This window comes from Ramlibacter sp. P4_H7 (genome assembly GCF_056400765.1).
The window spans coordinates 26,503-44,819 of the sequence record NZ_JBFUKP010000013.1; the positions used below are offsets into that span (position 1 = coordinate 26,503).

Consider the following 18,317-nt stretch of genomic DNA (forward strand, 5'->3'; position numbering starts at 1 on the left):
ACCTTCACAGGTTCAGGGATCCCTTCCAGCCACCAGTGGCAACACTGGTGGCTTTTTTCTTGGGCGACGTTCCTGGGCGGACCTCAGGGGGCGTGCGCCTTGGCTTCCAGCGCCGCGCGCAGCTGCGGCAGCAGCGACTGCATCGCCGCGCGGCCGGCCTCGATCGCGCGGCGCTTGCCGGCGAAGTCGCCGCCACCCATGCCGTTGAGCGCGGGCCGCACCACGATGTCCGCATCCTTGAGCTCCCAGCCATTGATGCTCTTGCCCATGATGGCGAAGGTCTGCAGCAGGATCTGCAGCGGATCGGCCGAAGGATTGCCTTCCGGCGCGCTGGAGATGTCCACGGCGATCACCAGTTCGGCTCCCATCTGGCGCGCGTAGCGCACGGGCACCGGCGAAACCAGTCCGCCATCGACGAATTCCTGGCTGCCGATCTTCACCGGCAGGAACACCGCCGGCACCGCGCTGGAGGCGCGCACCGCGGTGCCGGTGTCGCCGCGGCGGAACAGCACGCCCTGCCCGGAGTTGAGGTCGGTCGCGACGATGCCGAGCGGCACCGGCATGTTCTCGATCAGCCGGTTCGCGACCTGCGTGTTGACGTAGCGGCCCAGGGCCTCGCCGCGCAGCACGCCGCGGCTGAAGATCGGCAGCGTCCAGTCGGCGAACGCGGCCTCGTCCATGCTGGTCGCCACCGCCTGCAACTGCTGGCCGTTGCGGCCGCTGGCGTAGAGCGCGGCCACCAGGCTGCCGGCCGAAGTGCCCACCACCAGCTGCGGCTTGATGCCGGCCTCCTCCAGCACCTGGATCACGCCCACGTGCGCAAATCCGCGGGCCGCGCCGCCGCCCAGGGCCAGCCCGACCTTGGGTGGCACCTTGGCCACGGCCACGGGCGGCGGCGCAACCACGTCGGGCTGCGGGCGGGTCGGCGGCATCGTGCACGCCGCGAGCGCGGCCGAGAGTGCCAGGACCATGACCTGGGTCAAACCCCGGTCGGGAAGTTTATTGAGAATGATTCGCGTTTGTTTTATCATCGCGCCCAACGTTAACCGCTTTCACAAGGACAGGAACCCCATGCTCTTCAAGGCCGCCGGCATCGCGACCCTCCTCGTCGCCACCGTGACCTCGGTCACCGCCCAGGACCAGGTGCTGAACCTCTACTCCGCCCGCCACTATTCGACCGACGAGGCGCTGTACAGCAACTTCACCAAGGCCACCGGCATCAAGATCAACCGCGTGGATGCCGACGACGCCGGTATTCTGGCCCGGCTCAAGGCCGAAGGCGCCGCCTCCCCGGCCGACGTGATCCTGCTGGTGGATGCCGCCCGCCTCTACAAGGGCGACGTGGACGGCCTGTTCAAGCCGGTCAAGTCCAAGGTCCTGGACGACGCCATCCCCGCGCAGTACCGCGCCGCCTCCGGCCCCGAGGGCACCACCTGGTACGGGTTCTCGACCCGCGCGCGCGTCGTCGTCTACGACAAGGTGAAGGTCAAGCGCGAGGACGTGGACACCTACGAGGAACTGGCCGATCCCAAGAACAAGGGCAAGGTCTGCCTGCGCTCGGGTTCGCACCCGTACAACCTGTCGCTGTTCGGCGCCGTGACCGAGCACCTGGGCGAGCAGAAGGCCGAGGCGTGGCTCAAGGGCATCGTCGCCAACATGGCGCGCGACCCCAAGGGCGGCGACACCGACCAGATCAAGGCCGTGGGCTCGGGCGAATGCCAGGTCGCCGTGAGCAACACCTACTACATCGCCCGACTCATCCGCTCCACCGCCCCGGAAGACAAGGCGCTGATGGAAAAGGTGGGCATCGTGTTCCCCAACCAGCAGTCCTGGGGCACGCACGTCAACATCGCCGGCGGCGCGGTCGCGAAGAACAGCAAGAACACCGCCGCGGCGGTCAAGTTCCTGGAGTACCTCGCGAGTCCCGAGGCCCAGAACTACTTCGCCAACGGCAACAACGAGTGGCCCACCGCCAAGGGCGTGAAGGTGAACAACCCCGCGCTTGCGTCCATGGCCGGCGGCGGCGACTTCAAGAGCGAGACCATCCCGCTGGCCGCCGTCGGCGCCAACACCGTCAAGGTGCAGCAGATGCTGGACCGCGTCGGCTTCAAATAAGGCGCGGAGCGGACGCGCAAGCGCCGCTGCGCGCTGGTCGCGTTCGAGGCCGACCTGCGGCGGCTCAACGCTCACTCCGAGAACAACCAACGCAGGGTCCGGTGCATACCCTCCCGCAACCGGTTCGGCCCGCCTTCGCGCGGGCTTTTTCCTGCTCCATAATTGACGTTTACGTCAACGTCAGACACCAGGAGCAGAGAGATGGACATTCGGGGCAAGGTCTTCATCGTCACCGGCGGCGCGTCGGGGCTGGGCGAAGGTACCGCACGCATGCTGGCGGCCGCCGGCGGCAAGGTCGTCATCGCGGACATGCAGGCGGACAAGGGCGAACAGGTCGCCAAGGAGATCGGCGGCGCCTTCGTCAAGTGCGACGTGAGCCAGGAAGCCGACGGCCAGGCGGTGGTGGCCAAGGCCGTCTCGCTGGGCAAGCTGATGGGCCTGGTGAACTGCGCCGGCATCGCCCCCGCGGAGAAGACCGTCGGCAAGAACGGCGCGCACAACTTCGCCCTGTTCTCCAAGACCATCACGGTCAACCTGGTCGGCTCCTTCAACATGATCCGCCTGGCTGCCGAAGCGATGGCGAAGAACGAGCCGGAAGCCACCGGCGAGCGCGGCTGCATGATCTCCACCGCCTCCGTCGCGGCCTATGACGGCCAGATCGGCCAGGCCGCGTACAGCGCCTCCAAGGGCGGCGTGGTCGGCATGACGCTGCCAGTGGCGCGCGACCTCGCGCGCAACGGCATCCGCAACATGACCATCGCCCCAGGCATCTTCGGCACGCCCATGCTGTTCGGCATGCCCAAGGAAGTGCAGGACGCGCTGGCCGCCAGCGTGCCCTTCCCTTCCCGCCTGGGCACTCCCGAGGACTACGCGAAGCTCGCCAAGCACATCTTCGAGAACGACATGCTCAACGGCGAAGTGATCCGCCTCGACGGCGCGATCCGGCTGGCGCCGAAGTAAGCAGGACTTCCGCGGGCGGCCGCCCGGCTCCTCTATAGTCCCTGGGCACGACAACCAGGGTCGAAGGAGAAACCATGCGCCGCCCCATCCTCACCTGGCTCGCCGCAGCGAGCCTGCTGGCCGCCTGCGCCAGCCCGCCCACCCCTTCCAGCTTCAGCTACACCGTCCCGCAACAGCCCGAGGCCGCCTCGGGGTTGACGGCCAAGCCCGGCTGGGCGACCACGAAGTTCGCCGTCGCGGCCGCCAATCCGCTGGCCACCGACGCGGGCTACCAGGTGCTCAAGGCCGGCGGCTCCGCCGTGGATGCGGCGATCGCGGTGCAGATGGTGCTGACGCTGGTGGAACCGCAGTCCAGCGGCATCGGCGGCGGCACCTTCCTGCTGCACTTCAACGGCCGCGCCGTGGAAGCGTTCGATGGCCGCGAAACGGCGCCGGCCGCGGCGGACGAACGCCTGTTCCTCGGCGCCGACGGCAAGCCCCTCCCCTTCTACGACGCCGTGGTCGGCGGCCGCTCGGTGGGCGTGCCGGGCACGGTCAAGGTGCTGGAGATGGCGCACCGCCAGTACGGGCGCCTGCCCTGGGCCGCGCTGTTCCAGCCGGCGATCCGGCTGGCCGAGGACGGCTTCAAGGTGAGCCCGCGCCTGAACACCCTGGCCAAGGCCGACGCGCACCTGCAGAAGGACCCGGTCGCCAAGGCCTACTTCTTCCAGGCCAACGGCGAGCCGGTCGCCGTCGGCAGCACGCTGCGCAACCCGGAACTCGCCCGCGTCCTGCGCCGCATCGCCGGCGAAGGATCGCGCGCGCTGTACGAAGGCGACATCGCGCAGGCGGTGGTCGACAAGGTGCAGAAGCACCCCGGCAACCCCGGCAAGCTGTCGCTGGCCGACCTGGCGGCCTACCAGCCGAAGAAGCGCGAGCCGATCTGCCACGACTACCGCGCCCGTGCCAAGGACTACCGCATCTGCGGCTTCCCGCCGCCGAGCTCCGGCGCGATCGCCGTGGGGCAGATCCTGGGCATCCTCGCCAGCACCGACGCCGAGAAGCTGCCGCTGGCGGACGGCATGCCTTCGGCGGAGTGGCTGCACCTGTACACCGAGGCGGCGCGGCTCGCCTTCGCGGACCGCGGCCAGTACCTTGGCGATCCCGACTTCGTGCAGCCCCCCGCCGGCGGCTGGATGGGGCTGCTGGATCCGGCCTACTTGCGCGCACGCGCGCAACTGATCGGCCCGCAGAGCATGAAGACGGCGCAGCCCGGCACGCCGGGGCAGGCGGCGAGCCGCTATGCGCCCAGCCCGGAACAGGTCGAGTACGGCACTTCGCACATCAGCATCGTCGACGCGTACGGCAATGCGGTCGCGATGACCACCACCATCGAGGACCAGTTCGGCGCCCGCCAGATGGTGCGCGGCTTCATGCTGAACAACGAGCTGACCGACTTCAGCTTCGCGCCGGCCGACGCGCAGGGCCGCCCGATCGCCAACCGCGTGCAGCCCGGCAAGCGGCCGCGCTCCTCGATGGCGCCGACGCTGGTGTTCGACAAGGCCACCGGCCAGCTCGTGATGAGCGGGGGAAGTCCGGGCGGCGCGCTGATCATCCACTACACGGCCAAGACCCTGTACGGCGTGCTGAACTGGAACCTCAACGCCCAGCAGGCGATCGACCTGCCCAATTTCGGCTCGAACAATGGACCCACGCTGCTGGAGCAGAAGCGCTTCGCCGCGCCCGTGGTCCAGGCCCTGCAGGCGCGGGGCCATGAGGTGCGCGAGCAGGACATGACCAGCGGCCTGCAGGCCATCCAGCGCACGGCGACCGGCTGGTTCGGCGGCGCCGATCCGCGGCGGGAAGGCGTCGTGCTGGGCGATTAGGCGGCGGCCGCCTCGGCCGCCTTGCGCTCGATCCGCTCGTACTCCGAGATCACCTGCGCGCCCAGCAGCAGCAGCGTCGCCGCGATCTCCAGCGTGAACAGCACGACGATCGCGGTGGTGAGCGAGCCGTAGACCACGCTCACCTGCGACAGCGTGCCGAAGTACCAGACCAGCACCCGGCGCGTGACCTCCCACAGCAGCGTGGCGGTGAAGCCGCCGACGAGCGCGTGCCGCCACCACAGGCGCCCCACCGGCATCACCATGTAGATGGAGGTGAGCAGCATCACCTCGCCCAGGACGCCCAGCAGGTAGAGCAGCACGCCGGACATGCCCTCCAGCGACCAGTCGAAGCCCAGGAAGTGCAGGCTGTTCTCGCCCATCGCCTGGATGCTGCCCGCTGCCAAGGTCACCACCAGCAGTCCGAAGCCGAGCGACAGGATGTAGCAGTAGGGCAGCAGCGCGGAGATGAGGAAGTGGCGTCGCCGCACCGTGAAGCGGTGCAGGAAGATCACCGACATCGCTTTCTCCAGCACCGTGAATGCCAGCGAGCTGAAGAACACCATGGTGCCCAGCAGCACCCAGCCGATCACCTCCCGGTGCGCCACGAAGTTGCCCAGCTCGGCAATGATGGCGCGCGACTGTCCGGGCATCACCCATTCCATGTAGCGGCCGAGCGTGACGAGCAGCTCGCGCTGGTCGACGATGTGCGAGAGCACGATCACGGTCAGGATGAGAAGAGGCACCACCGACAGCAGTGCGTAGTACGCCACCGCGCCGGCAAGCAGCAGGCCCTGGTTGGACTGGAATCCCTTCAGGACGCGGCGGGTGAAGGCCCAGGGGTTCTCGAGGACCCAGGCACTGGCGGGGCTCAGCACAGGCATGCGGCGAGTATGCCCGCCGGCGCGCGCCGCGAGGGGCGGCCGTTACACGCTTTCCCTCATGGCCTGCCGTGCCTGCTCGGCTAGATTGGGCCACCACCGAGGAGACCCGACCATGTCCAGCCCCGACCGCGTCCGCCGCCGCCTCGTGCGCGCCGCCCTCGCCGCGCCCGCGCTCGCCGCGCCCGCGCTCGCCGCATTGCCGGCCCTGGGCCAGGCCTTCCCCGCCCGGCCGATCCGGCTGATCTGCCCCTGGCCGGCCGGCGGCTCCACGGATGCCGTCATGCGTTCTCTGGGCGAGAGTGCGGGCAAGGCGCTGGGCGGCCAGATGATCGTCGAGAACAAGCCCGGCGCCAGCGGCATGCTCGGCCCCAACGAGCTGGTGAGCGCCAAGCCCGACGGCTACACCCTGTCGCAGCTCACCATCGGCGTGGCCCGCCTGCCGCACATGCAGAAGATGCAGTTCGATCCGCTCAAGGACTTCACGTACATCGCCTGCCTCACGGGCTACACCTTCGGTCTGGTCGTGCGCGCCGATTCGCCGGTGAAGACCGTGCAGGAACTCGTCGACTACGGCAAGGCCAATCCCGGCAGGTTCACTTTCGGCTCGCCCGGCAACGGCACGACCCCGCACCTGGCCGTGGAGGAATTCGCCTTCAAGGCCGGCATCAAGTTGCAGCACGTGCCCTTCAAGGGCGTGGCCGAAGGCATGCAGGCGCTGCTGGGCGGACACGTGATGAGCCACAGCGATTCGACGGGCTGGGCGTCGCACGTCGACGCAGGCACGCTGCGTCTGCTCGCGACCTATGGCTCCAAGCGGACCAAGCGCTGGCCGAACGTGCCCACGCTGCACGAGCTGGGCTACGAGACGCTGGCCGATTCGCCCTTCGGCATCGGCGGCCCCAAGGGCATGGACCCGGCCGTCACCCGCCGGCTGCACGATGCGTTCAGGAAGACGCTCGATGACCCCGCGGTGCTCGCCACCTTCGAGAAGTACGACCAGTCGGTGATCTACCTGAACGGCGCGGACTACGAGAAGTTCATCCGCGAGCAGTACGTCAAGGAGAAGGACATCATCGAAAAGCTCGGGCTCGCGCTGAAGACTTGAGCCGCGCAGCGGCACGTGGACAGCGCGGAATAGCATGCAGCGCGGTCCCCTCCGGGAGGAAGATCCGGCTTTGCCGGGCTTCCTCCCGCCGATCAGGCCACTTCGAAATCGCGCGGCGATTTCGAAGTGAATCACTCATACATCGATCGCGCCGGCCGATCCCGCCTGCTTGCGCAGCTCGAACTTCTGGATCTTGCCCGTGGAGGTCTTGGGCAGCTCGCCGAACACCACCGCGCGCGGCACCTTGAAGCCCGCCAGGTGCTTCTTGCAGTGCGCGACGATCTCCTCGGGCGTCACCTTCGAGCCCGGCTTCAGCTCCACGAAGGCACAGGGCGTCTCGCCCCACTTCGCGTCCGGCTTGGCGACCACCGCGGCGGCCAGCACTTCCGGGTGCCGATACAGGACGTCCTCGACCTCGATCGACGAGATGTTCTCGCCGCCGGAGATGATGATGTCCTTGCTGCGGTCCTTGATCTTGATGTAACCGTCGGGGTACTGCACCGCCAGGTCGCCCGTGTGGTACCAGCCGCCGGCAAAGGCCTCCTGCGTCGCCTTCGGGTTCTTCAGGTAGCCCTTCATCGTGATGTTGCCGCGGAACATGATCTCGCCCATGGTCTCGCCGTCCCAGGGCACGGGCTGCATGGTCTGCGGGTCCAGCACGCGGGCGCTGCGCTGCAGGTGGTAGCGCACGCCCTGGCGCGCGTTCAGGCGCGCGCGCTCGGCGATGTCCAGCTTCTGCCAGGACGCGTGGGTGGCGCAGGCGGTGGCCGGTCCGTACACCTCGGTCAGGCCGTACACGTGCGTGAGGTCGAAGCCCATGGTCTCCATGCCCTCGATCAGCGAGGCCGGCGGCGCCGCGCCCGCCACCATCGCCTTGACGCCGCGCGGCAGCCCCTTCTTCACCTCGTCCGGCGCGTTCACCAGCAGGCCGTGCACGATGGGCGCGCCGCAGTAGTGGGTGACGCCGTATTCGCGGATCGCGTCGGCCATCGCCTTGGCCTCGACCTTGCGCAGGCAGACGTTGACGCCGGCGCGGGCCGCGATGGTCCAGGGGAAGCACCAGCCGTTGCAGTGGAACATGGGCAGCGTCCACAGGTAGACGGGGTGCTTGGGCATGTCCCATTCGAGGATGTTGGAGACCGCGTTGGTCGTCGCGCCGCGGTGGTGGTAGACCACGCCCTTGGGGTTGCCGGTGGTGCCGCTGGTGTAGTTCAGCGCGATGGCGTCCCACTCGTCCGCGGGCAGTTCCCAGGCGAAGGCCGGGTCGCCGCCGGCCAGTAAATCCTCGTAGGTGGTGCTGCCGATGCGCGCGCTGGTCCCGGTGAACAACGCGTCTTCGACGTCGACCACCAGCAGCGGCCGGCTGTCCTTGCGCATGGCGATGGCCTTCTGCATCGCGCCCGCGAACTCGGGATCGACGATCACCGCCCTGGCCTCGCCGTGGTCCAGCATGAAGGCGATGGCCTCGGGATCCAGCCGCGTGTTGAGCGTGTTCAGCACGGCACCGGCCATCGGGATGCCGAAGTGCGCCTCCACCATCGGCGGCGTGTTGGGCAGCATCACGGCGACCGTGTCGCCATGACCCAGGCCGGCGCGCTGCAGCGCGCTCGCCAGGCGCCGGCAGCGCTCGTAGGTCTGCAGCCAGTTGCGCCGCAGCGCGCCGTGGATCACCGCCGTGCGTTCCGGGTACACCTCCGCCGCGCGCTCGATGAACGACAGGGGCGACAGGGGCGTGAAGTTGGCGTCGTTGCGCGGGAGGTCCTGGTCGAAAATGCTGGCCATGCCGAGTCTCCTGGCGGTTGTGGGCGAAGGGTAGTCTTTTTCGGGGCGGTGCAGAATACCCAGCATCGTGGCCATCCCCCAGAACTTCATCCAGGAACTGCTCGCGCGCGCCGACGTCGTGGAAGTCGTCGGCCGCTATGTGCAGCTGAAGAAGGGGGGCGCCAATTTCATGGGCCTGTGTCCCTTCCACGGGGAGAAGACGCCGTCATTCACCGTGAGCCCGTCCAAGCAGTTCTATCACTGCTTCGGTTGCGGCAAGAACGGTAATGCCATCGGCTTTCTCATGGATTACGCCGGCATGAATTTCGTCGAGGCGGTGAAGGACCTGGCCGGGCGCTACGGCCTGCAGGTGCCCGAGGACGACGTCTCCCCGGCCGACCGCGCGAAGGCGGCGGAACAGCGGCAAAAGCAGCAGACGCTGAACGACGTGCTGGAGAAGGCCGGGGCCGCCTACCGCAAGCACCTCAAGGGATCGCCCAGGGCCGTGGCCTACCTGAAGGGACGCGGCGTGTCCGGCGAGGTCGCGAAGCAGTTCGGCCTGGGCTACTCGCCCGAGGGCTGGCGCACGCTCGCCGGCGTGTTCCCCGACTACGACGACCCGTTGCTCGCCGAGAGCGGGCTGGTGATCGTCAACGAGGAGGACGACAAGCGCTACGACCGCTTCCGCGATCGCGTGATGTTCCCCATCCGCAACGTCAAGGGCGAGTGCATCGGCTTCGGCGGCCGCGTGCTCGGCGAAGGCACGCCCAAGTACCTGAACTCACCAGAGACGCCGGTCTTCAGCAAGGGCCGCGAGCTGTATGGCCTGTGGGAGGCACGCAATGCGCTGCGCGAGCAGGGCTACGTGCTGGTGACCGAGGGCTACATGGACGTGATCGGCCTGGCGCAGCTCGGATTCCCGAACGCGGTGGCCACGCTGGGCACGGCCTGCACCACCGACCACGTGCAGAAGCTGTTCCGCTTCACCGACAGCGTGGTCTTCAGCTTCGACGGCGATGCCGCCGGCCGGCGCGCCGCGCGCAAGGCGCTCGATGGCGCCCTGCCCTACGCCACCGACGTGCGCACGGTGAAGTTCCTGTTCCTGCCGCCGGAACACGATCCGGACAGCTACATCCGCGAACACGGGACGGAGGCATTCGCCCGCTTCGTGCGACAGGCAGTGCCTTTGAGCGAGTTCATGCTGGAGGCATCCGCCGAAGGCTGCGACCTGGGTACGGTCGAAGGCCGTTCCCGGATGGTCAGCAATTCCGGGCCGCTTTGGAAACAACTGCCAGAAGGAGCCTTGAAACGACAGATCCTGGGCACCATTGCCGACAGGGCGCGTCTCGGGGAATCCGACCTGCTGGAGCTCTGGGGCATCGCCACGAGTTCCTCAAGAAAGCCTCGCCGCGAAGGCAAGGCGACAAATTCGGCGTACAAGCAGCGGGCATATGGCGCCGGCGCGCGACATGCCATCAAGCCCAAGACGATCGCGATGGCGGAACACATCGCCCGGGCAGTGCTCAGGAACTCCGAGGCCTGGGACTTCCTCACGAACGATGACCACCACGTGCTGTGCGAGCTTCCGGCGCCCCATGGGGACCTGTTTTCGTGGGTCGACACCCGCTTCCACGAGCACGGCGCCGAGCCGTGGGCTGTGCTCCAGCTGGCGATGGAAGGTCAGCCATTCGGGGAGCTCGCGGGCCGCCTCATTGCCTTGGACGACATGCAGCCCAGTGGCCGGGCTCATGAAGTGGAAGAGATCGGTGGCGACGCGCTGCGTCGGTCGATAACGGCAATCCACCTTGACGCCGTGGCGGCGGAAATCGATCGGGTCGGCAAGTTGCCCGGAACCGATCCAACTCGCATGGAACGGCTTTACGACCTCAGCCGTAAGCGGCAGGCGTTGCAGGAACCCCCAAAGCCGGGCGCAAAGGCTTGAATTCCGCGGCCGCCGGTATAATGTAGGGTTTGCTAGCGGCAAGAGCGACAGCAGCACCTCCGGACCGGCCAGCCCCGCACCCTGCGCGGCACGCCCCAAGCGGGCACAGGCCAAATTACCGCAAGGACTGCACACCAAATGTTCGCCCACCCATCTTGCTGCTGAAAGGCCAGGTCGGCCTTCCCTCCCCGCGCCGGGTTGCCGTGGCGCTTTTTTTCGTTCCTGCTGTCCTATCGAGGTCGTATGCCCGTTCAAAAGTCCGCGAAGCCGTCCACCGCCGGGAAACCTGCCGACCGAAAGCCAGTCCAAACCCCATCCCCATCCGCCGCCAAGGCCCAGCTGAAGGTCGTCAAGAACGACAAGAAGCCCGCCCCAACCAAAGTAGCCAAGCCCGTGCCCACGAAGTCGACCGCCAAGCCTGAAAAGGCCTCCGCCAAGGAAGAGACGAAGAAGACCGCCAAGAGCGCTGCCCCCGCAGACGAACCGGCGAAGAAGAAACCCGGTCGCCCGCCCAAGGCCGGCACCGAGGCCGACGCTCCCGCCGGCGGCGCCAAGCGCGGACGCAAGCCGAAGGCCGCCGAGGGCAAGGCTGCTGCCGTCGAAGAAGTCGATCTGGCCGACGTCGAAGCCGAATTCGAAGACGGCGAGCCGGTCGTCGAGGAAGTCGCGGCCGTCGCCGAAAAGGTCAAGCCGCTGCGCATGAAGATCAGCAAGGCGAAGGAACGCGCCTTGATGAAGGAATTCGGCCTGGACGAGGCGGTCCTGTCCGAAGAGGACATGGCCAAGCGTCGCCAGCGCCTGAAGAGCCTGATCACGCTGGGCAAGACGCGCGGCTACCTCACGCACGCCGAGATCACCGACCACCTGCCCGAGAAGCTTGTCGATGCCGAGACGCTGGAAGTCGTGGTGTCGATGCTTAACGACATGGGCGTGGCCGTCTACGAGCAGACGCCCGATGCCGAGACGCTGCTGCTGACGAACACCGGCCCGACCGCCGCCACCGTCGAGGAAGCGGAAGAGGAAGCGGAAGCCGCGCTGTCCACGGTCGACAGTGAATTTGGCCGCACTACCGACCCCGTGCGCATGTACATGCGCGAGATGGGCACGGTGGAGCTGCTCACGCGCGAGGGCGAAATCGAAATCGCCAAGCGCATCGAGGGCGGCCTGATGGCCATGATGGAGGCGATCTCCGCGTCGCCCGCGACCATCGCCGAGATCCTGCGACTGGGCGCGGACATCCGCGAAGGCAAGATCGTCATCTCCACCATCGTCGACGGCTTCTCCAACCCGAACGAAGCCGACGACTACGTGGCGGAGGAGGACTTCGACGAGTTCGACGCCGACGACGACGACGACGGCTCCGGCGGCTCCAAGGCGCTGACCAAGAAGCTGGAAGAACTGAAGGCGCAGGCCCTGGAACGCTTCGACCGCATCGCCGGCCTGTTCGAGAAGGTGCACAGGATCTACGACAAGGAAGGCTGGGGCACGCCCTCGTACCACAAGGCCCAGCACGCCCTGTCCGAGGAGCTGATGACCATCCGCTTCACGGCCAAGACGATCGAGAAGCTGTGCGACATGGTGCGCGGCCAGGTCGACGACGTCCGCAAGAAGGAGCGCGAGCTGCGCCGGATCATCGTGGACAAGTGCGGCATGCCGCAGGAAACCTTCATCAAGGACTTCCCGCCCAACCTGCTGAACCTGAAGTGGGTGGAGAAGCAGGCCGCCGCCGGCAAGCCGTGGAGCGTGATCATTGCGCGCAACGTGCCTGCGATCCAGGAACTGCAGCAGAAGCTGACCGAACTGCAGTCGCGCGTGGTGGTGCCCCTGCACGAGCTGAAGGAAATCAACAAGCGCATGAACGAGGGCGAGGCCTCGTCGCGCGAGGCGAAGAAGGAGATGATCGAGGCCAACCTGCGTCTCGTGATCTCGATCGCCAAGAAGTACACCAACCGCGGCCTGCAGTTCCTGGACCTGATCCAGGAAGGCAACATCGGCCTGATGAAGGCGGTCGACAAGTTCGAGTATCGCCGCGGCTACAAGTTCTCGACCTATGCGACGTGGTGGATCCGGCAGGCGATCACGCGCTCGATCGCGGACCAGGCCCGCACGATCCGCATCCCGGTGCACATGATCGAGACCATCAACAAGATGAACCGCATCAGCCGCCAGCATTTGCAGGAGTTCGGCTTCGAGCCGGACGCCAGCATCCTGGCCGCCAAGATGGAGATCCCGGAAGACAAGATCCGCAAGATCATGAAGATCGCCAAGGAGCCGATCTCCATGGAAACGCCGATCGGGGACGACGACGATTCCCACCTGGGCGATTTCATCGAGGACACCGGCAACACCGCGCCGATCGAAGCCGCCATGCAGGCCGGCCTGCGCGACGTGGTCAAGGACATCCTCGACTCGCTGACCCCGCGCGAGGCCAAGGTGCTGCGCATGCGCTTCGGCATCGAGATGAGCACGGACCACACGCTGGAAGAAGTCGGCAAGCAGTTCGACGTCACCCGCGAGCGGATCCGCCAGATCGAGGCGAAGGCGCTGCGCAAGCTCAAGCATCCGTCGCGGTCGGACAAGCTGCGGTCGTTCATCGACACGCTGTAAATCAACGCGCCCCGCTGAAAGGGCCCCTCGGGGCCCTTTTTCTTTTTCGTCGTCGCGGCGCCGCGCTTTGGCGTCGCACGCTGACATGGCCGCTGTTGCCGCGCCCACGTCGCCCCAGGCGGTGTGCGGTGCGGGCCCGCTGGGGCGGCGTCCGTCGCGCAAGCGCGCCGGCAAACCTGGAAGACCGGTCCCGGCGTCGCCCGCAAAACAACTCGTCTGGAGTTTGCATGCACGCATGCAAACTCCAGACTCGGGCAAGTTTTGCGAGCCAGAGACGTACGCGCGGCTCGATACGCGCTGAAGCGCTCTCGTAGCCGCGCTGCGACGCCCGGACCGGCCTTCCAGGCGCCACCCCTTTATGCGGACCCACACCGCACACCGCCTGGGGCAACGAAACAGGGCCGCGCGCCGGACTGCTCGCACCACCGCTGCATCCGGCAAGGGCGCGGCGTCGGTACGGCGGTTCCTAAGAGGGCGCTGCGTCGAACAAAAGCGGCGCCGGTGCGCGGCTTCCAGTCATGCGCTGCGTTCGGCAACAGGTGCGGAGGCGGTCCTACGGCTTCTGGCGAGGCACCGCGTCCCGCAAAGCCGCGTGCGGGCGGGCTGGGGCGCGCATGAAGGCAGGGCGCCTGCGATGGACGGGCGGGCGGCCAGCGCGGCTACGACAGCGCTTCAGCGCGTATCGAGCCGCGCGTACGAGATCTGACTCGCGGATGCTGTTCGAGCGGAGGGTTTGCCTGCGCGCAGGCAAACGCGCAGCGAGTTCAGCCGCGCGGGCCGCCCGCCCGGCCATCGCAGGTTTGCCGGCACATCGCGCCGGACGCCCTGCCAGCGCGCCCCAGCCCGCCCGCACGCGGCTTGGCCGGCAGAGAGTTCAGCGCCCCTTACGGCGCCCGCTTCGGCAACAGCGGCTGCGTCACTCCCTCCAGCCCCACCAGCGACACGATCGTCAGCAACTCGCTTTGCGGCCCCAGCCACGCATTCACCGGCGAGTACCACTCGCCCGGCCCGTGCGAGCCGCCGCCGATGCCGCCGCTGCCCAGGGTCACCGCAGGGATGCCCAGGCTGATGGGCAGGTTGGAGTCGGTGCTGGACGCCATGATCGACTTCACTTCCCCGCCGACCGCCGCGACGCCCCGGCGCGCCGCGTGCACCATCGGCGAGTCGATCGACCCGGCGCCGGCGGGACGGTCTCCCACCAGCTTGAAGTCCACCTTGATCACGTCCTTCTGGTTCCAGCGGGCGTTCTCCTCCGCCGCCGCCTCGCGCGCCAGCTGCAGGATCTTCTCCTCCAGCTTCTTCAGTTCCTCCGCGCTGTTGGACCGCATGTCCAGGCCCAGCTCGGCTTCCGCCGCGATCGCGTTGACCGAAGTGCCGCCCTTGAGCGTGCCCACCGTAAAGGTGGTGCGGGGATTCTCCGGCGTGCGCACCTCGGCGATCTTGGCGATGGCGCGGCCCAGCGCGTGCGTGGCCGACGGCAGTCCGAACGCGGAGAAGCTGTGGCCGCCGGGCCCGGTGTAGACGATGCGCCAGCGGCGGCTGCCGGTCGCCTGGTTGACGATGCGGCTGATGTCGATGCCGTCGAAGGAGATGAAGCCGTCGACGTTCTTGTGGTCGCGGAAGAAGGCCTTCACGCCGCGCAGGTCGCCCAGTTCCTCCTCGCCCACCGTGCCCACGAACACGATGTCGCCGACCGTGCGGATGTTGGCCTGGTTGAGCGCGCGCACGATCGACAGCAGCGAGGCGAGGCCGCGGCCGTCGTCGTAGATGCCCGGCGCGGCGTAGCGATTGTCCTTGACCTTCACTTTCACGTCGGTGCCCTCGGGGAACACCGTGTCCAGGTGCGCCGACACCACCAGCACGGGGCCGCGGCCGGCGCCCTTGCGCACGCCGATCACGTTGCCCTCGGCGTCCGTGCGCACGTCGGCAAGTCCGACCGCCTTCATGCGCTTGGCGTACTCCGCCGCCCGCGTGGCTTCCTTGAAGGGCGGCGAGGCAATTTCGGTCAGTTCGATCTGCTCCTTCAGCGTGCGTTCGTCGTCGGCCTTGATGAGGTCGAGCGCCTGCTTCACCGCCGGAGCCGCGACCAGCCGGCCGAACGCCGCTTCGGTCGCCGCATTGATCGGCGGCGGGTCCTGCGCCCACAGGGGGGTGGCGGTGCCGGTGAGGAACGCAACCGCGAGCGCGGCGACGAGCTGTCGTCTCTTCATGTCGTTGTCTTCAGGGAGGAAAGGAAATCAGTTCAGGGTGGCGGGTTCGGCATCCACCAGGCGGTAGAACAGGCCGGAGGGATCGTTGTCCAGGAGCTCCAGGCGGCCTTGCACCACCACGGGCTCCAGCGCGTAGGCGACGGCGCTCCGGGCCTTCACTTCCACCATGGCTTCCGGTCCCGCGGTCAGGCAGAACGGGCAGCTGGGCGACCAGGCCGACAGCAGGAAGCGCTTGTGGGTCTGGCCGGCCTCCAGCGGCAGGACGTAGCCCTGCACCTTCACCGTCCTGCCGTTCAGGGGCTTGAGTGCCGGGGGAAAATCAGGGCCCAGCTTGCCGTCGACCTTGCGGATCCCGGTCTTGCCCAGCAGCGACCAGGCCAGCGCGCCTTTCGCGTCGGGCAACATGCTGGTCAGCGGATCGTGCGGGGCCTGCGGCACCTGGGCGATGGACGCCGGGGCCAACAGGGCCAGCGCGAGCCCGGCCACGAGGGGCCGGAGATCCGCGGGAAGGAACGGGCGCATCCGGCAATTTTAGCGGGGGGCCGCCCCGGACTGTTGGCATGCTACCTAGAGGGAACCCCATGACACAGGGTGTCGATTTCGTGATCATCGGCGGCGGCATCGCCGGGGCCTCCATCGGCTACTTCCTGGCGTCGCACGGCCGCACCGTGCTGCTCGAACGCGAGTCACAGCCCGGCTACCACTCCACCGGCCGCTCGGCCGCCCTCTTCCTGGAAAGCTACGGGACGGCCCAGGTGCGGGCGCTGACCGGCGCGAGCCGCACCTTCTTCGACCACCCGCCGGCGGGCTTCGCCGAACATCCGCTGCTCGGACCGCGCGGCTGCCTGTTCGTGGCCGCGCCCGGCCAGGAGGCGCAGCTGCAGGCGCACTGGGACGTGCTGCGGGCGATGGCACCGAACGCCCGGCTCCTCACACCCGCGCAGGCCATGGCATTGGTGCCGGTGCTGCGCCCCGATCGGCTGGTCGGCGCCGTGCTGGAGCCGGACGCCAGCGACATGGACGTGCATGCCATCCACCAGGGCTACCTGCGCGGCCTGCGGCGCGCCGGCGGCTCGGTGGTGTGCGATGCGGAAGTGACCGGCCTGGCTCGCGTGTCCGATGGCTGGGAGGTGCGTTCGCGGGCCGGCACCTGGAGCGCGCCGATCGTGGTCAATGCCGCCGGCGCCTGGTGCGATGTCATCGCGGCGCTGGCCGGCGTGACGGCGATCGGCCTGCAACCCAAGCGCCGCTCCGCCTTCACCTTTGCGCCGCCCGCAGGCAACGACGTGCGCCACTGGCCCTGCGTCGTCAGCGCCGACGAGACCTGGTACGTCAAGGAAGACGCCGGAATGCTGCTGGGCTCGCCGGCCAACGCCGACCCGGTGCCGCCGCAGGACGTGCAGCCGGAGGAGCTGGACATCGCGCTGGCCATCGACCGCATCCAGCAGATGACGACGCTGCAGATCCGACGCCCAGCGCGCACCTGGGCCGGCCTGCGCTCCTTCGTGCCCGACGGCGACCTGGTCGGCGGCTTCGATCCCGATGCGCCCGGCTTCTTCTGGCTGGCCGCGCAGGGCGGCTACGGCATCCAGACCTCGCCGGCGATGGGCGAGGCCTGCGCCGCCCTGGCGCGCGGACTGCCGCTGCCGCGGCACATCGCGGAGTTCGGCCTCACGCCGGCGATGCTCAGCCCCGCGCGGCTGCGCTGAGCGTCAGAACAACGTGTCCTGGTAGCGGTCGCCCTTGCCGTCGCTGCGCGGTTTCAGCAGCTGCACCTCGGGCTCGCTGCTCGCCGCCACGGCGTAGCCCTTGCCGCATTCGGGGCAGGCGTACTCTTCCTGGTGGGGGTCGTCGGTCACATGCGTCGCGACCACGCGCAAGCGCGCGCCGCAGTAGGTGCAGGACTTCTCGAAGACGCTCAGCGAGCCCGGGGTGCCCGGTTCCACTGCTTGGGCCATGGGGTCCTCCTCTCGTGAAAAAGGACCCGTGCAGTATGCGCCCCCGCCCCTCCTCCTTCAAGCGCGGGCGCAGCTCAGGCGACCGCCTCCAGCGCCATCATCCCGGCGGCGGTGTTGGAGATGGGGATGTGGTAGTTCGTGTGCACCTTGCGGACGCGACCCGGCACCGCGCCCCGCGTGGCCAGCCACATCAGCAGCTCGACGCCCTGCGTGCCGGTCTGTTCGACCAGTTCGTGGATCGTGTACTGGGTGGCCCATTCGGGATCGTTCACCAGGCTGTCCATGAACTTCAGGTCGAAGGGCTTGTTGATGAAGCCCGCCCGCTCGCCATCGAGCTGGTGCGACAGGCCGCCGGTGCCGATCACCACCACGCGCTTGTCGCTGTCCCATGACTGGATGGCCTGGCCCACGGCCTGGCCGAGCGCATAGCAGCGGCGCGCGCTGGGCAGCGGGAACTGCACGGTGTTGATGCAGATCGGGACCGTCGTCACCGGCACGCCGCCGGGCCAGAACAGCTTGAGCGGCAGCGTGAACGCGTGGTCCACCAGCATCTCCTGGCAGGTGGTCACGTCGAAATCCTGGTCCACCAGGTGTTCGATGATGTGCCAGGACAGGTCGACCTGCCCCTTGAACGGCGGCAGCGTGGGAATGCCCCAGCCTTCGTCCGCGTTGCGGTACTCGGGCGCCGCGCCCACCGCGAAGGTGGGCATCTTGTCCAGGAAGAAGTTCAGGCCGTGGTCGTTGTAGAAGACCACCGCGACGTCCGGCTTCACTTGCGCCAGCCAGTCGTGGACCGGGAGGAAGCCGTCGAAGAAGGGCTTCCAGTAGGGTTCGCCCTGCTGGCCCTTGGCGATCGCGCCGCCGATGGCGGGCACGTGGGAGGTGGTGAGTCCACCGAGGATCGTGGCCATGG

14 protein-coding genes are annotated in these 18,317 nt (G+C 68.1%); 7 read left to right on the plus strand and 7 right to left on the minus strand.

What is annotated here, in order from left to right:
* Positions 1-83 precede the first annotated feature (83 nt).
* Complete coding sequence (locus AC1DSA_RS17495; RefSeq protein ID WP_477891687.1) at positions 84-971, minus strand: patatin-like phospholipase family protein; 888 nt, start codon at positions 969-971, stop codon at positions 84-86.
* 100 nt (positions 972-1,071) lie between these two features.
* Between AC1DSA_RS17495 and AC1DSA_RS17500 the strand changes: the two genes are divergently transcribed.
* The 3 genes from AC1DSA_RS17500 to ggt all read left to right on the plus strand — a co-directional run bounded on the left by AC1DSA_RS17500 (position 1,072) and on the right by ggt (position 4,940).
* On the plus strand, positions 1,072-2,115 hold the full coding sequence (locus AC1DSA_RS17500; protein ID WP_477891460.1) for an extracellular solute-binding protein: 1,044 nt from the start codon (positions 1,072-1,074) through the stop codon (positions 2,113-2,115).
* Positions 2,116-2,316: 201 nt separating this feature from the next.
* Complete coding sequence (locus AC1DSA_RS17505) at positions 2,317-3,075, plus strand: 3-hydroxyacyl-CoA dehydrogenase (RefSeq protein ID WP_477891462.1); 759 nt, start codon at positions 2,317-2,319, stop codon at positions 3,073-3,075.
* A gap of 74 nt (positions 3,076-3,149) precedes the next feature.
* The gene (gene ggt, locus AC1DSA_RS17510; RefSeq protein WP_477891464.1) at positions 3,150-4,940 is read left to right on the plus strand and encodes a gamma-glutamyltransferase; all 1,791 of its coding nucleotides are present in this window, start codon (positions 3,150-3,152) and stop codon (positions 4,938-4,940) included.
* Here the strand turns inward: ggt and AC1DSA_RS17515 are convergent.
* On the minus strand, positions 4,937-5,821 hold the full coding sequence (locus AC1DSA_RS17515) for a YihY/virulence factor BrkB family protein (protein WP_477891466.1): 885 nt from the start codon (positions 5,819-5,821) through the stop codon (positions 4,937-4,939). The two genes, ggt and AC1DSA_RS17515, sit on opposite strands and share 4 nt — an antisense overlap.
* A 112-nt stretch (positions 5,822-5,933) precedes the next feature.
* Between AC1DSA_RS17515 and AC1DSA_RS17520 the strand changes: the two genes are divergently transcribed.
* On the plus strand, positions 5,934-6,926 hold the full coding sequence (locus AC1DSA_RS17520) for a tripartite tricarboxylate transporter substrate binding protein (RefSeq protein WP_477891468.1): 993 nt from the start codon (positions 5,934-5,936) through the stop codon (positions 6,924-6,926).
* Between the two features lie 135 nt (positions 6,927-7,061).
* Here the strand turns inward: AC1DSA_RS17520 and AC1DSA_RS17525 are convergent, their stop codons facing one another.
* Positions 7,062-8,708 carry an acyl-CoA synthetase gene (locus tag AC1DSA_RS17525; protein WP_477891470.1) on the minus strand — a complete coding sequence of 549 codons (1,647 nt, stop codon included), beginning with the start codon at positions 8,706-8,708 and terminating at the stop codon, positions 7,062-7,064.
* Between the two features lie 67 nt (positions 8,709-8,775).
* Here AC1DSA_RS17525 and dnaG point away from each other — a divergent pair, with 67 nt between their 5' ends.
* Both dnaG and rpoD read left to right on the plus strand, forming a co-directional pair.
* Positions 8,776-10,629 carry a DNA primase gene (dnaG, locus tag AC1DSA_RS17530; RefSeq protein ID WP_477891472.1) on the plus strand — a complete coding sequence of 618 codons (1,854 nt, stop codon included), beginning with the start codon at positions 8,776-8,778 and terminating at the stop codon, positions 10,627-10,629.
* 243 nt (positions 10,630-10,872) lie between these two features.
* The gene (rpoD, locus tag AC1DSA_RS17535) at positions 10,873-13,236 is read left to right on the plus strand and encodes an RNA polymerase sigma factor RpoD (protein WP_477891474.1); all 2,364 of its coding nucleotides are present in this window, start codon (positions 10,873-10,875) and stop codon (positions 13,234-13,236) included.
* Between the two features lie 884 nt (positions 13,237-14,120).
* Here the strand turns inward: rpoD and AC1DSA_RS17540 are convergent.
* Together AC1DSA_RS17540 and AC1DSA_RS17545 are read right to left on the minus strand one after the other, a co-directional pair.
* Positions 14,121-15,446 (minus strand): M20/M25/M40 family metallo-hydrolase, encoded by a 1,326-nt coding sequence (locus AC1DSA_RS17540; RefSeq protein ID WP_477891475.1) that lies wholly within the window; start codon positions 15,444-15,446, stop codon positions 14,121-14,123.
* Positions 15,447-15,473: 27 nt separating this feature from the next.
* A complete protein-coding gene (locus tag AC1DSA_RS17545) occupies positions 15,474-15,968 on the minus strand; it encodes a DUF3299 domain-containing protein (protein WP_477891477.1) in 495 nt (164 codons plus the stop codon).
* A gap of 59 nt (positions 15,969-16,027) precedes the next feature.
* On the opposite strand from AC1DSA_RS17545, the gene AC1DSA_RS17550 reads away from it, so the two are divergent.
* Positions 16,028-17,155, plus strand: coding sequence for an NAD(P)/FAD-dependent oxidoreductase (locus AC1DSA_RS17550; protein WP_477891479.1), 1,128 nt, complete (start codon positions 16,028-16,030; stop codon positions 17,153-17,155).
* A 3-nt stretch (positions 17,156-17,158) separates the two neighbouring features.
* Here the strand turns inward: AC1DSA_RS17550 and AC1DSA_RS17555 are convergent, their stop codons facing one another.
* A complete protein-coding gene (locus AC1DSA_RS17555; protein WP_477891481.1) occupies positions 17,159-17,404 on the minus strand; it encodes a hypothetical protein in 246 nt (81 codons plus the stop codon).
* Between the two features lie 74 nt (positions 17,405-17,478).
* Positions 17,479-18,315, minus strand: coding sequence for a class III extradiol dioxygenase family protein (locus tag AC1DSA_RS17560; protein WP_477891483.1), 837 nt, complete (start codon positions 18,313-18,315; stop codon positions 17,479-17,481).
* Positions 18,316-18,317: the final 2 nt, after the last annotated feature.